A 12,850-nucleotide genomic window follows, 5' to 3' on the forward strand; every position below is an offset into this window, starting at 1 on the left:
CTCGTCATTCCGGGCGCGCAGAGCGCGAACTACGATGTGCAATTGCACATCGGAGAATCTCGAGATTCTCAGGTGCGCAACTGCGCACCATAGTTCGACGCTGACGCGTCGCCCCGGAATGACGACAGCTACGTTTCGCTCGTCGCGTCCTTCAAAACCTTTTGCAGCGTGTCGCCCTGCATGCGCGCGATGTCGTCCTGGTACTTCAGCAGCGCGCCGAGCGTATCGCCGACCAGTTGCGGCGTCAGCGAACGGGCGTCGAGCTCGGTCAGCGCGGTGGCCCAGTCGATGGTCTCGGCGACGCCCGGCGACTTGTAAAAATCCTGATCGCGCAGCGCCTGCACGAAGTGAACGACCTGCTGCGACAGCTTTGCGGAAATGCCCGGCACGCGCGACTTGACGATCGCAAGCTCGCGCTCGGCTTCGGGGTAATCCACCCAATGATAGAGACAGCGGCGCTTCAGCGCGTCGTGGATCTCGCGGGTGCGGTTCGAGGTGATGATGACGATCGGCGGATGCGGCGCCTTGATGGTGCCGAACTCAGGGATCGTGACCTGGAAGTCGCTGAGAATTTCCAGCAGATACGCCTCGAACGCCTCGTCGGCGCGGTCGAGTTCGTCGATCAGCAGCACGGGCGCGCCGGCAACGTCCGGCTCCAGCGCCTGCAGCAGCGGGCGCTTGATCAGAAAACGCTCGGCAAAGATATCCGATGACAATTGCTCGCGATCGGTATCACCGGCGGCTTCTGCCAGCCGGATCGCGATCATCTGCGCCGCGCTGCTCCACTCGTACACCGCGGAAGCGACGTCGAGCCCCTCATAGCACTGCAGGCGGATCAGCTTGCGCCCGAGCGCCGCCGACAGGACCTTTGCGATTTCGGTCTTGCCGACGCCGGCTTCGCCTTCGAGAAACAAGGGCCGGCCCATGCGCAGCGAGAGATAGGTGACCGTCGCCAGCGACCGCTCCGCGAGATAGCCGCGCGAAGTCAATAGCTCCAGCATCCCATCGACGGATTTGGGTAGCGTCGATGCACTCATGCGATGGCCAATCTTGATGCGCCGGAAATCGGCAAGATAACCGGCAAGCCTACTTCGCCGTCGCGGCTTCGACGGCGCGGCGCGTCAGCACGCCGATCAGATGCGCGCGATATTCAGCGCTGCCGTGCAGATCGCTGTTCAGCCCTTCGGGCGAAGCCGAAATACCGTCGAGTACCTTGTGCGAGAAACGCTTTTTCAGCGCTTCCTCGAACTGGGTGGCGCGGAATACGCCCTCAGAGCCCGCGCCGGTGACGGCGACGCGCACGTCTGACGGGCGCCTGGCGACGAACACGCCGACCAGCGCATAACGCGAGGCCTGGTTGCGGAATTTGACGTAAGCCGCCTTCTTCGGCAGCGGGAACATTACCTTGGTGATGATCTCGTCGCTTTCGAGCGCCGTCGTGAACAGGCCCTGGAAGAATTCCTCCGCCTTCAGCCGGCGCTTGTTGGTGACGATGGTGGCGCCAAGCGCGAGAACGGCGGCGGGATAATCCGCCGTCGGGTCGTTATTGGCGAGCGAGCCGCCGAGCGTGCCCTTGTGGCGCACCGCGGGATCGCCGATCCCACCGGCGAGTTCGGCGAGCGCCGGAATGGCTTCGCCGACGATCGGCGACGTCGCGACATCGTTATGCGTTGCAGTGGCGCCGATCACCAGCGAACGGCCCTTCATCTCGATCGCATCGAGCCCTTCGATGTGCGAGAGATCGACCAGATGCGGCGGGCTGGCAAGCCGCTGCTTCATGACCGGCACCAGCGTGTGGCCGCCGGCGATCACCTTAGCGTCTTCGTTCTTCACCAGGAGATTGGCGGCCTGCCGCACGGTCGCCGGCCGATGATATTTGAATTCGTACATGAGAACTTCCTGATCGCTACTCGCGATGAAATCGATTAGGCGAACTTGTCGATTAAGCGGGCATGTCGGTTAAGCGGATTTGGCCATTGCCTTGGCGCCGGCGGCGATCGAGGTCACGATATTCTGATAGCCGGTGCAGCGGCATAGATTGCCTTCGAGCTCCTCGCGGATGACATGGTCCGAAAGATCGTGGCCCTTGCGGTTAACCAGATCGACCGCGGTCATGATCATGCCAGGCGTGCAAAAGCCGCACTGCAATCCATGATGCTCGCGAAATGCTTCCTGCATCGGGTGCAGCGGCGCGCCGTCGGGCGCCAGGCCCTCGATGGTCTTGACCTCATGGCCATCAGCCATCACCGCAAGCGTGGTGCAGGATTTGACCGCCTTGCCATCGAGATGCACGACGCAGGCGCCGCACTGCGAGGTGTCGCAGCCGACATGGGTGCCCGTCAGGCGGAGATTTTCCCGCAGAAACTGGACCAGAAGGGTACGGGGATCGACGTTGGCGTTTACGGGATTACCGTTCACGATCAGGGAAATCTTGGCCATCACCACTCTCTTGGGCCGCACTGCCGGAGCGGGCAACGCAGACGTTTATAGTCATTCCAAAGCCCATAATATGGGCCATCCCGATAATGAGCAACCTCAGGAGCCCCAACGAGCCCCTCTTCTGGGGCATGGCCTGAGTGACTTGACGGGGCTATCGGAGGGGGCTTGCGGGATTGGACTCGCCAGAATCAGCCTCGCCAGAATCAGCCCTGCACGGCCTTGCCGAAGTTGGCGAAGAATTCGTCGGCCAGCTTCTTGGCCGCGCCGTTGATCAGGCGCTGTCCGAGCTGGGCCAGCTTGCCGCCGATCTGCGCTTCGACGTTGTAGCTCAAGAGTGTGCCGCCATCCTTTTCGGTCAGCGCCACCGTGGCGCCGCCCTTGGCGAAGCCGGCAACGCCGCCCTCGCCTTCGCCGGAGATCTTGTAGCCGTTGGGCGGGTCGAGATCGCTCAGCATGACCCTGCCCTTGAAGCGGGCGGAGACCGGCCCGACCTTCATTTTGGCGATGGCGCGGAAGCTGGTTTCATCAGTCTTTTCCAGCTCCTCGCAACCGGGGATACAGGCCTTCAGCACTTCCGGATCGTTCAGTTTGGCCCACACGGCCTCGCGCGACGCCGGAAGCTGGACTTCGCCGTTCATCGTCATGGCCATGGGGGTGCCCTCCTGGATGGCGTCAACCTGATAGCCCCCAAGTAAAGCACGCCCGGGCCAAAAGGAAGGCCGCCGACGCGATGGGCGATGCATATTCGCAACCGCAGCAGGCGCGAACCCGACAAGGGGCATTGGCATTGACTGGCCGGAATGGTTAGGTCGCGCCAATGAGCACGTCCCTCTCCCCCTTGCTTGCCCCGATGCTGTCGAGCGCGGCGATGCGTGCCGTCTGCGACGACATGACGAGCCTGCAGAACATGCTGGATTTCGAGGCGGCGCTGGCGCGCGCCGAGGCTGCCGCCGGGGTGATTCCGGCAAGCGCGGCCGATCCGATTGCCAGCGCGTGCCGAGCCGAATCATTCGACGTCGCCGCATTGGCTGAGGCGGCGACCAAGGCCGGCAACCTCGCGATCCCTCTCGTCAAGGCGCTGACCGCAAAGGTCGCCAAATCGGACGCGGCGGCGGCACGCTATGTCCACTGGGGCGCGACCAGCCAGGACGTCATCGACACTGCCGCTATGCTCGGTCTTCGCGCCGGCATCGATGCGCTGCTGGCCGACATCGATCGCGCGATCGCCGGCTTTGCAGGACTGGCGCGACAGCACCGCCACACGCCGGTGGTCGCCCGCACCTGGCTGCAGCATGCGCTGCCGATGCCGTTCGGACTAAAGCTCGCCGAATATGCTGCTGCATTGCATCGCTCGAAGCTGCGCCTGCAGCGCATGGGCAGCGAGGCGCTGGCCCTGCAATTCGGCGGCGCGGCCGGCACGCTTGCGGCCCTCGGTGATAAGGGATTAGCGGTCGCGGAAGAACTGGCCGAGGAACTGAAGCTGCCGCTGCCTGACGCGCCCTGGCACACCCACCGCGACCGCATCGCGGAAGCAGCCTCTGTATTGGCCATCATCGCCGGCACTTGCGGCAAGATCGCGCGCGATGTCTCCTTAATGATGCAGACCGATGTCGGCGAAGCGTTCGAGCCCTCGGGCGAAGGCCGCGGCGGCTCTTCCACCATGCCGCACAAGCGCAATCCGGTGGCGGCAGCCAGCGCGCTCGCGGCAGCCACCATGGCGCCCAATCTCGCAGCGACGATATTTGCCGCGCAAGTGCAGGATCACGAGCGCAGCGCCGGTCCGTGGCACGCGGAATGGCCGACACTGCCGACGCTGTTGCTCGTCACCTCGGGTGCGCTTGCAGCCATTGTGGACATCGCGGAAGGGCTCGAAGTCGACGCCGCGCGCATGCGCGCCAATCTCGACGCGACCGGCGGGCTGATCATGGCCGAAGCGGTGGCGATGGCGTTGGCCGAAAAGATCGGCAAGAGCGACGCGCATCATCTGGTCGAGGCTGCCAGCAGGAAGGCAGTCAAGGACAAGAAACGTCTACGCGATGTGCTGCTAGATGATGCGAACGTCACCGCACAGCTTGATGCCGACACGATTGCAAAACTGTTCGAGCCGATGGCCTATCAGGGCGCCTCGCAAGCCCTGATCGACCGCCTGCTCGCTTCGCTGGACGACAAATAAGAAGCCGGAGGACTGCCATGCCGATGATCAACGCCGACGGATGCCTGCTCAACGTATCCGTCGAAGGCCGCGACGGCGGACCGACGCTGATGCTGTCGAACTCGCTGGGCTCGACCGTGCAGATGTGGGAGCCGCAGATGAAGGCGCTCACCCAGGTGTTCCGCGTCATCCGCTACGACCGGCGCGGCCATGGCAAGTCGAGCGTGCCGCCCGGGCCCTACTCGCTGGAACGATTCGGCCGCGACGTGCTGGCGATCCTCGACGATCTCAACGTCGCGCGGACGCATTGGTGCGGCCTGTCGATGGGCGGCATGGTCGGGCAATGGCTGGGCGCCAACGCGCCCGATAGGTTCGGCAAGATCATCCTGTCCAATACCACCTGCTATTACCCGGACCCGACGCGCTGGCATGAGCGCATCAAGGCGGTGAAGGAAGGCGGCATCGCCGCGGTGGCCGATACCGTGATTGCCGGCTGGCTGACGGCGGACTTTCGCGAGCGCGAGCCGCAGATCACCGCCAACATGAAGGCGATGATGCTGACCACGCCGGTCGAGGGCTACATCGCCTGCTGCGAAGCGCTGTCGACGCTCGATCAGCGCGAACTGCTGCCCAAGATCAAGAGCCCGACGCTGGTGATCGCCGGCCGCCAGGACATGTCGACGACGGTCGCCGACGCCGAATTCATGCGCAGCCGGATCCCCGGCGCGAGCATGACGCTGCTCGATGCCGCGCATATTTCGAATGTCGAGCAACCGCACGCCTTCACCGACGCGGTGATCGGTTTTCTGACGCAACGGTAGCTAACCAGAGACGTCATTGTGAGCGAAGCGAAGTGGCCGTCATTCCGGGGCGATGCGAAGCATCGAACTACGATGTGCAGTTGCACATCGGAGAATCTCGAGATTCCGGGTCTGGTGCTGACGCACCATCCCGGAATGACGGCGTCTCCGTTGTCGCTTCACTCGCAATGACGGGGAGGAGGACCTCAATGGACGACAACCAACGCCGCGACGACGGCATGGCGCAGCGCCGCAAGGTGCTCGGCGATGAATGGGTCGACAAGTCGATCAAGAACCGCAACGCGTTCAATACCGATTTCCAGGACCTGATCACCCGCTACGCCTGGGGCGACATCTGGACCCGAGCGCATTTCGACCACCGCACCCGCCGCGTGCTCGTGATCGGCACCATGGTGGCGCTGGGACAGTGGGATGAATTCCGCCTGCATGTGCGCGCAGCGCTCACTGAGGGCGGCTTCACGCCCGACGACATCAAGGAAATCCTGCTGCAGCAGGCGATCTATTGCGGCGTGCCGGCCGCCAACCACGCCGTCAAGGAGGCGAACGCGATCATCGCCGAATTGGGTTTGCTGACGAGCTAGCCAGACGCTATCCCGTGTCCCGGACGCGGCGCGGCATGAAGTGACGCGACGCAGAGCCGGGACGCAGGGCGGCTGCATCTGGGTCCCGGCTCTGCGGCGCACCGCCAAGGGGCGCTGCACCGCGTCCGGGACACGAAGGTGGCCGCACAAAAAGAAAGGCCCCACCTTTTCGGCGGGGCTTTCTTTCTGTCCTGGCATGTGCCCTTCTACTCTGGCATCTGCCGCGGATCCTGACTGGGTTTCTGGCCCTGACGGCCCGGATCCTGCTGCTGGCCCGGCTTCTGGCCGCCGCCCTGCTGCTGCTGACCGGGCTTCTGACCCGGGTTCTGATTCTGCTGACCCGGGTTCTGGTTCATCTTGCTCATCAAGGGATCTCCGTTGTTGGGGCGTAGCCCGAACTAACGGAGAGCCACGGCGTCCGTTGCAGCGGAACAGCGGTTCCGGTGGGATCGTCGGAAGGCAATGCCGTGTCCGGAGTGTGGCGCCGGAACCGCCTGCGCAAAAACTAGCTCTGTACAAGCCAAATAAGCCGCAGCCGGCGCTGTTGCCGCCCCCAGTTCCCACTGTTAGAAAATGCCACGACGCGTCGTCATGGGCTGCCGGAGCTCTCGCCGCGTCTTCATACGACAAACGGCAGCGCATGGATTATTTCGCCCAGCAACTGATCAACGGCCTCGTGCTCGGCTCGATCTACGGCCTGATCGCCATCGGCTACACCATGGTCTACGGCATCGTCGGCATGATCAATTTCGCCCATGGCGATATTTTCATGATCGGCGGCTTCATCGCCCTGATCACCTTCCTGATCCTGGTCTCGTTCGGGCTTACCGCCATCCCGCTCATCCTCCTGATCGTGCTGCTGGTATCGATGGCGATCACCGCGCTTTACGGTTGGACGGTGGAGCGCATCGCCTACCGGCCGCTGCGGCACTCGTTCCGCCTGGCGCCCATGCTCTCGGCCATCGGCATGTCATTCGTGCTGACCAATTATTCGCAGGTAGCCCAAGGCGCGCGCGTCAAACCGGTGCCGCCGATCATCACCGGCGGCTATACCCTGCATGAGGGGGCCGAAGGCTTTGTCGTGCAGCTTTCCAACATCCAGATCATCGTCGTCGTCACCACGATCGTGCTGCTCGCGCTGTTCACCTGGCTGGTATCGAGCACCCGGCTCGGCCGCGACATGCGTGCCTGCGAACAGGATCAGACCATGGCCTCCCTGCTCGGCGTCGATGTCGACCGCACCATTTCCATGACGTTCGTGATTGGCGCTGCGCTCGCTGCGGTGGCCGGCATGATGTACCTGCTCTATTACGGGCTGGTCGATTTTTTCATGGGCTTCGTCGCCGGCATCAAGGCGTTCACCGCCGCAGTGCTCGGCGGCATCGGCTCGCTGCCCGGGGCGATGCTCGGCGGCCTGCTGATCGGCCTGATCGAGACGCTGTGGTCGGCTTATTTCTCGGTTGAGTACAAGGACGTCGCCGCGTTCTCGATCCTGATCGTGGTCCTGATCTTCCTTCCGACCGGCCTGCTCGGCCGGCCTGAAGTCGAAAAAGTCTGATGGACGGCCGCAGCGTGAGCGCACCCCCCGCCGCCCAAACCTCGCGCACCCCTGGCGCCGCCTTCATCCTGAAGAAAGCGCTGATCAGCGCGTTCGTGGCGCTGGTGCTGTTTTCGCTGATGATCGGCGTGCGCACCGAGGCCGGCCCGCAGGGGCAGTTGGTCTACTGGACGCGCTTCGACGACCTCGCCATCATGGTCGCAGCCGTATTCGGCGGCAGCATCCTCGTCGAGTTGCTGCGGCGATGGTGGGGACCGGTCGACACCGTCAGGGTGGTGCCACCTTCGGTGCAAAGCGCGCTGTCGCTTGCCGGACGCCTGGTAGCGCCGGTGCTGCTGGTATTCACGTTCCTGGTGCCGGTCCTCTTCTACAATGAGCGCTATATTCTCGACCTCGCCATCCTCGTGCTGACTTACGTCATGCTCGGCTGGGGACTGAACGTGGTGGTCGGGCTCGCCGGCCTGCTCGACCTCGGCTATGTCGCGTTCTACGCGGTTGGCGCCTATTCCTATGCGCTGCTGGCCACCAATTTCGGGCTGTCGTTCTGGATCTGCCTACCGCTCGCCGGCATCCTCGCGGCATTCTGGGGCGTGCTGCTCGGCTTTCCCGTGCTGCGGCTGCGCGGCGACTATCTCGCCATCGTCACGCTGGCCTTCGGCGAGATCATCCGCCTCGTCCTGATCAACTGGCAGACCCTGACCGGCGGCCCGAACGGCGTCACCGGCATTCCCCGACCCACCCTGTTCGGCATCCCGCTGACGCCAGCCGACGACGGGCTTGCCGCCCTGCTCGGCATCGAATTCTCGCCGACGCACCGCATCGTATTTCTGTTCTACATTATCCTGGCGCTAGCGCTGCTCACCAACTGGGTCACGATCCGCCTGCGCCGCCTGCCCCTCGGCCGCGCCTGGGAAGCGTTGCGCGAAGACGAAGTCGCCTGCCGCGCGCTCGGCATCAACACCACCACGACCAAGCTGACGGCATTTGCAACGGGCGCGTTGTTCGGCGGTCTTGCCGGCGCGTTCTTCGCGACCCGACAAGGCTTCATCAGCCCGGAATCCTTCACTTTCCACGAATCGGCGCTGGTGCTGGCGATCGTGGTGCTGGGCGGGATGGGCTCGCAACTTGGCGTCGCGCTGGCAGCGCTCGCCATGATCGGCGGCTTCGAGCTGTTTCGCGGGCTCGACCAGTACCGCATGCTGGTGTTCGGCATGGCGATGGTGCTCTTGATGATCTGGCGGCCGCGCGGCCTGGTCGGCCATCGCGCGCCGACCGTGTTCCTCAAGCGTAGCCAGACGATCTCGTCAGACCTTGTCAAGGAGGGACACGGATGAGCGGCGATCCGATTCTCTCCGTTGATCGCCTGTCGATGCGCTTCGGCGGCATCGTCGCCGTCAACGACCTCTCGTTCGACGCCGAGCGGCGCAAGATCACCGCGCTGATCGGGCCGAACGGCGCCGGCAAGACCACCGTCTTCAACTGCATCACCGGCTTCTACAAGCCGACTTCGGGCGCCATCGGCCTTACCCATGATGATGGCCGCGCCATCCGGCTCGAGCGGCTGAACGATTTCCGGATTGCCAAACTGGCCAAGGTCGCACGTACCTTCCAGAACATCCGCCTGTTTCCCGGCATGACGGCGCTGGAAAACTTGATGGTCGCGCAGCACAACGCGCTGATGCGCGCTTCCGGGTTGACGTTCCTTGGCCTGATCGGCGCGCCGTCTTGGCACCACGCCGAACAGGCCGCGATCGATCTGGCGCGGACATGGCTCGAGCGCATCGGTCTTCTGGATCGTGCCGACGATGCCGCCGGCAACCTGCCCTATGGCGACCAGCGGCGACTTGAGATCGCGCGCGCAATGTGCACCCAGCCCGCCCTGCTCTGCCTCGACGAGCCGGCTGCGGGATTGAATGCGCGCGAAAGCGCTGCATTGAGCGAATTGCTGCTCTCGATCCGCGCCGACCAGGGCGCCTCGATCCTTTTGATCGAGCACGACATGAGCGTAGTGATGCAAATCTCCGACCACGTCGTGGTGATGGACCACGGCGTCAAGATCGCCGAAGGCACGCCGCGCGAGGTCCGCGACGATCCCAAGGTGATCGCCGCCTATCTCGGCGCCGACGAGGAGGAAGCCATCGCGGTGATGGAGAGCGGGACGTGAGCGAGCCGCGCGATAAACCCACCTCCCCCTGCAAGGGGGAGGTCGACCGCGAAGCGGGCGGGTGGGGGTCACGCTTTTCCCGCACGAAAGATATGACCGCTAGGGCGCGATCTCTCCGCGCAAACATGACCGACGCAGAATTGCGGCTGTGGCGTGCGCTGCGCCGTGACCAACTGAATGGCCTTTCATTCAGAAAGCAGCATCCGATCGGGCCGTACACAGTCGACTTCTATTGCTCCCGTCTTCGGCTCGCTGTCGAAGTGGATGGCGGACAACACGCAGAACAGCGTAAGCAAGCCGATGATCGTCGAACACAATGGCTTGCCGAGAAAGGCGTTACCGTCGTTCGCTACTGGAACAACGATGTCCTTGCGAACCTGGAGGGCGTGCTTAGCGATCTCCTGGCGCACACCGAGAGGCTTGCGCAAGCGGCTGCAACCCCCACCCCAACCCTCCCCCTTTCAGGGGGAGGGGGAACCGACAAGCTCGCGCCGGGCGAAGAAGAGAGCGAGTCATGACTCACCCCCTGCTCGCGATCCGCTCGCTGCGGGCGGCCTATGGCAAGATCGAGGCGTTGAAGGGCGTCGATCTCGACATCAATGCCGGCGAGATCGTCGCGCTGATCGGCGCCAACGGCGCCGGCAAGTCGACGTTGATGATGACGATCTTCGGCCGGCCCCGTGCCCGCGCCGGCCGCATCGAGTTCGACGGCCGGGATATTACCGGCGTGCCGACGCATGAGATTGCGCGGCTGCGGATTGCCCAGTCGCCCGAAGGCCGCCGGATTTTCCCGCGCATGAGCGTGGCGGAAAACCTGCAGATGGGCGCCGACGCCACCGACTCCAGCGAGGCCGACCGGGCGAGCGGCCTGGAACGCGTTTTCGCGCTGTTCCCGCGGCTCAAGGAACGCATGACCCAGCGCGGCGGCACGTTGTCCGGCGGCGAGCAGCAGATGCTGGCGATCGGCCGGGCCCTGATGAGCCGGCCGCGCCTGTTGATGCTGGACGAGCCGTCGCTGGGGCTGGCGCCCCTGATCGCGCGGCAGATTTTCGATGCGATCCGGACCCTGAACCGGCAGGACGGCCTGACCGTGCTGATCGTGGAGCAGAACGCCAACCACGCGCTGAAATTGGCCCATCGCGGCTATGTCATGGTCAACGGCCTGATCACGCTGTCCGGAACCGGCAGCGAATTGCTGCAGCGCCCGGAAATCCGCGCCGCCTATCTGGAGGGCGGCCGGCGGGAGTAACGGAGTGGGCTATCTCCCCGGGTCGTCCCCGCGAACGCGGGGATCCATACGCCGCGGCCCACCGTTTAGGGCGACGGGATAGTTACCTTCTGCCATAGCCGGCGCCGGTGGCTATGGGTCCCTGCTTTCGCAGGGACGACAGCGATGCTGCGGCAAGATGCGGCGAACCGACCGTGGATTTGCCCGAAATTTGCCGATGACTTCGCCGTAAAATCAGCCGACAATAGGCGTGATTTTGGTACCCGGCCTGCCGGGTGCTTCCCGAAATTGACTGACCTGCGAGGACACCTCATGAAATCACTGAAACTCATCGGCCTGGCATTGGGCGCATCGCTGGCGCTGTCGACAACGGCACTGGCGCAGGACATCTCCATCGCAGTGGTGGGCCCGATGACGGGCGGCGAATCCGCATTCGGCCGGCAGATGAAGAACGGCGCCGAACAATTCGTGGCCGATATCAACGCCGCCGGCGGCGTGCTGGGCAAGAAGCTGGCGCTGCAGATCGGCGACGATGCCTGCGATCCGAAGCAGGCACGCTCGGTCGCGGAAAAGTTCGCCAGCGCCAAGATCCCGTTCGTTGCCGGCCACTTCTGCTCGTCGTCGTCGATCCCGGCATCGGAAGCCTATGCCGACGGCAACGTGCTGCAGATTACGCCGGCGTCGACCAACCCGCTATTCACCGAGCGCAAGCTCTGGAACGTGGCGCGCGTCTGCGGCCGTGACGATCAGCAGGGCCTGGTTGCCGCCGACTACATCGTCAAGAACTACAAGGGCAAGAACATCGCCATCCTCAACGACAAGACCACTTACGGCAAGGGTCTCGCCGACGAAACCAAGAAGGCGCTCAACAAGGCCGGCGTCACCGAAAAGTTGTTCGAGTCCTACAACAAGGGCGACAAGGACTTTAACGCGATCGTGTCGCGCCTGAAGCGCGACAATATCGATCTGGTCTTTGTCGGCGGCTATCATCAAGAATCCGGCCTCATTCTGCGCCAGATGCGCGACCAGGGCCTCAAGACGGTGTTGATGGCGGGCGACGCGCTGAACGACAAGGAGTTCGCCTCGATCGCCGGTCCGGCCGCGGAGGGCACGCTGTTCACCTTCGGTCCCGATCCGCGCAACAAGGCGACCGCGAAGGCGATCGTCGAGAAGTTCAAGGGCAAGAACATCGATCCCGAAGGCTACACCCTCTACACCTACGCCGCGATGCAGGTGTGGTCGCAGGCGGCGGCGAAGGCCAAGACCACCGATCCGAAGAAGGTCATGGAAACCATCAAGGCCGGCGAATGGGACACCGTGCTCGGCAAGCTGGGCTTCGACGCCAAGGGTGACATCAAGGTGATCGACTACGTCGTCTACAAGTGGGACGCCAAGGGCAACTACGCCGAGATCCATCCGAAGGCCTCCTGATTTCCTTCGGCGATCAGCGCCGATCACAACATCAAACGCCCCGGCTTACCGGGGCGTTTTTATTTTCACTTCCAAATAATTTTTAACCGGCTGGAACAATTCGGTTCCCAGTGCATTAAGGAACCCGGGCTGAGTTCCATGTCATTGATTTCACGACCTTAACCGTTATTCCAGCTTGATCTGCCGGTGGGGCAGCGGTTCTATCTGTGAAAATCGCATTTCAGCCAAATGATTTGCGCGAACTGGCCGAGGAGACACCATGAGTGATCTTTCCCCTGGAGCATCTCCCTCAGCTCGCCGGGTCGCCAAACCCAAACCACCTTCCACCAACGGCACGTCCGATCCGATGCAGGACCTTTTGCATGCGTTGCAGGCAATGCGCGCCGGCGATTTCTCGGTACGCATGACCGGCGATCATCTCGGCATCGAAGGCAAGATTGCCGACACCTTCAACGAAATCATCGCGTCCAACCAGC

14 protein-coding genes are annotated in these 12,850 nt (G+C 63.5%); 9 read left to right on the top strand and 5 right to left on the bottom strand.

The window, feature by feature from the left end; genetic code table 11:
* Positions 1-128 precede the first annotated feature (128 nt).
* The 4 genes from KJQ96_RS06065 to KJQ96_RS06080 form a co-directional block, all read right to left on the bottom strand.
* On the bottom strand, positions 129-1,037 hold the full coding sequence (locus KJQ96_RS06065; protein WP_213285769.1) for a MoxR family ATPase: 909 nt from the start codon (positions 1,035-1,037) through the stop codon (positions 129-131).
* Positions 1,038-1,086: 49 nt separating this feature from the next.
* Positions 1,087-1,890, bottom strand: a complete 804-nt coding sequence (locus KJQ96_RS06070) for a xanthine dehydrogenase family protein subunit M (protein ID WP_213285770.1) — start codon at positions 1,888-1,890, stop codon at positions 1,087-1,089.
* A 69-nt stretch (positions 1,891-1,959) separates the two neighbouring features.
* A complete protein-coding gene (locus KJQ96_RS06075) occupies positions 1,960-2,439 on the bottom strand; it encodes a (2Fe-2S)-binding protein (RefSeq protein ID WP_028349934.1) in 480 nt (159 codons plus the stop codon).
* Between the two features lie 203 nt (positions 2,440-2,642).
* Entirely contained in the window at positions 2,643-3,089 is a 447-nt protein-coding gene (locus KJQ96_RS06080; protein ID WP_213285771.1) for a CoxG family protein, read from the bottom strand.
* A 167-nt stretch (positions 3,090-3,256) separates the two neighbouring features.
* Here KJQ96_RS06080 and KJQ96_RS06085 point away from each other — a divergent pair, with 167 nt between their 5' ends.
* From KJQ96_RS06085 to KJQ96_RS06095, 3 genes are all read left to right on the top strand, one after another.
* Entirely contained in the window at positions 3,257-4,612 is a 1,356-nt protein-coding gene (locus KJQ96_RS06085; RefSeq protein WP_213285772.1) for a 3-carboxy-cis,cis-muconate cycloisomerase, read from the top strand.
* 17 nt (positions 4,613-4,629) lie between these two features.
* Positions 4,630-5,412 carry a 3-oxoadipate enol-lactonase gene (gene pcaD / locus KJQ96_RS06090; protein WP_213285773.1) on the top strand — a complete coding sequence of 261 codons (783 nt, stop codon included), beginning with the start codon at positions 4,630-4,632 and terminating at the stop codon, positions 5,410-5,412.
* A gap of 188 nt (positions 5,413-5,600) precedes the next feature.
* Entirely contained in the window at positions 5,601-5,993 is a 393-nt protein-coding gene (locus tag KJQ96_RS06095) for a carboxymuconolactone decarboxylase family protein (RefSeq protein ID WP_213285774.1), read from the top strand.
* A 206-nt stretch (positions 5,994-6,199) separates the two neighbouring features.
* On the opposite strand, the gene KJQ96_RS06100 is transcribed toward KJQ96_RS06095, so the two are convergent.
* Positions 6,200-6,358, bottom strand: a complete 159-nt coding sequence (locus KJQ96_RS06100; RefSeq protein ID WP_213285775.1) for a hypothetical protein — start codon at positions 6,356-6,358, stop codon at positions 6,200-6,202.
* Positions 6,359-6,633: 275 nt separating this feature from the next.
* Between KJQ96_RS06100 and KJQ96_RS06105 the strand changes: the two genes are divergently transcribed.
* The 6 genes from KJQ96_RS06105 (at position 6,634) to KJQ96_RS06130 (ending at position 12,374) form a co-directional block, all read left to right on the top strand.
* The gene (locus KJQ96_RS06105) at positions 6,634-7,551 is read left to right on the top strand and encodes a branched-chain amino acid ABC transporter permease LivH (RefSeq protein WP_213285776.1); all 918 of its coding nucleotides are present in this window, start codon (positions 6,634-6,636) and stop codon (positions 7,549-7,551) included.
* Positions 7,551-8,885, top strand: a complete 1,335-nt coding sequence (gene livM, locus KJQ96_RS06110; RefSeq protein WP_213285777.1) for a high-affinity branched-chain amino acid ABC transporter permease LivM — start codon at positions 7,551-7,553, stop codon at positions 8,883-8,885. Before KJQ96_RS06105 ends, livM begins: the two co-directional genes overlap by 1 nt.
* Positions 8,882-9,715, top strand: coding sequence for an ABC transporter ATP-binding protein (locus KJQ96_RS06115; protein ID WP_213285778.1), 834 nt, complete (start codon positions 8,882-8,884; stop codon positions 9,713-9,715). The genes livM and KJQ96_RS06115 overlap by 4 nt, the downstream gene beginning before the upstream one ends.
* A gap of 125 nt (positions 9,716-9,840) precedes the next feature.
* Positions 9,841-10,233, top strand: a complete 393-nt coding sequence (locus KJQ96_RS06120) for an endonuclease domain-containing protein (protein WP_249733778.1) — start codon at positions 9,841-9,843, stop codon at positions 10,231-10,233.
* The gene (locus KJQ96_RS06125; protein ID WP_028349942.1) at positions 10,230-10,964 is read left to right on the top strand and encodes an ABC transporter ATP-binding protein; all 735 of its coding nucleotides are present in this window, start codon (positions 10,230-10,232) and stop codon (positions 10,962-10,964) included. The genes KJQ96_RS06120 and KJQ96_RS06125 overlap by 4 nt, the downstream gene beginning before the upstream one ends.
* A gap of 291 nt (positions 10,965-11,255) precedes the next feature.
* The gene (locus KJQ96_RS06130; RefSeq protein WP_213285779.1) at positions 11,256-12,374 is read left to right on the top strand and encodes a branched-chain amino acid ABC transporter substrate-binding protein; all 1,119 of its coding nucleotides are present in this window, start codon (positions 11,256-11,258) and stop codon (positions 12,372-12,374) included.
* The last annotated feature ends 476 nt before the right edge of the window (positions 12,375-12,850 follow it).

This window comes from Bradyrhizobium sp. sGM-13 (assembly GCF_018398875.1).
In the GTDB taxonomy this organism is placed as follows: Bacteria; Pseudomonadota; Alphaproteobacteria; order Rhizobiales; family Xanthobacteraceae; genus Bradyrhizobium.